Annotated in this window: 1 protein-coding gene; it reads right to left on the bottom strand. The window is 71.0% G+C overall.

Translation table 11 applies throughout. The features are described 5' to 3' along the window. On the bottom strand, positions 1–472 hold a 472-nt coding region (locus tag IH00_RS39315; RefSeq protein ID WP_031080705.1), incomplete at both ends, for a beta-ketoacyl synthase N-terminal-like domain-containing protein.

The raw sequence follows: 472 nt of genomic DNA on the forward strand, positions 1-472 counted from the left end.
CACCCGCCACACCCGCAGCCGTCTGCGTGTGCCCGAGATTCGACTTCAACGACCCCAGCCACAACGGCCGCTCCGCCGCACGATCCTTCCCATAGGTCGCCAGCAGCGCCTGCGCCTCGATCGGGTCACCCAGGCGCGTACCGGTGCCATGCGCCTCCACCACATCGACCTCGTCCGCGCTCACCCCCGCGTTCGCCAGCGCCTGCCGGATCACCCGCTCCTGCGCCGGACCGCTCGGCGCGGTCAGCCCGTTGCTCGCACCGTCCTGATTGACCGCACTGCCCCGCACCACCGCCAGAACCCGGTGCCCATTGCGCACCGCGTCCGACAGACGCTCCAGCACAAGGACACCCGCACCCTCGGACCAGCCCGTACCGTCCGCACCCGCCCCGAACGCCTTGCACCGCCCGTCCGACGCCAACCCACCCTGACGACTGAACTCCACGAAGGCGGAGGGGGACGACATCACGGT

The organism is Streptomyces sp. NRRL S-118 (genome assembly GCF_000716335.1).
In the GTDB taxonomy this organism is placed as follows: Bacteria; Actinomycetota; Actinomycetes; order Streptomycetales; family Streptomycetaceae; genus Streptomyces.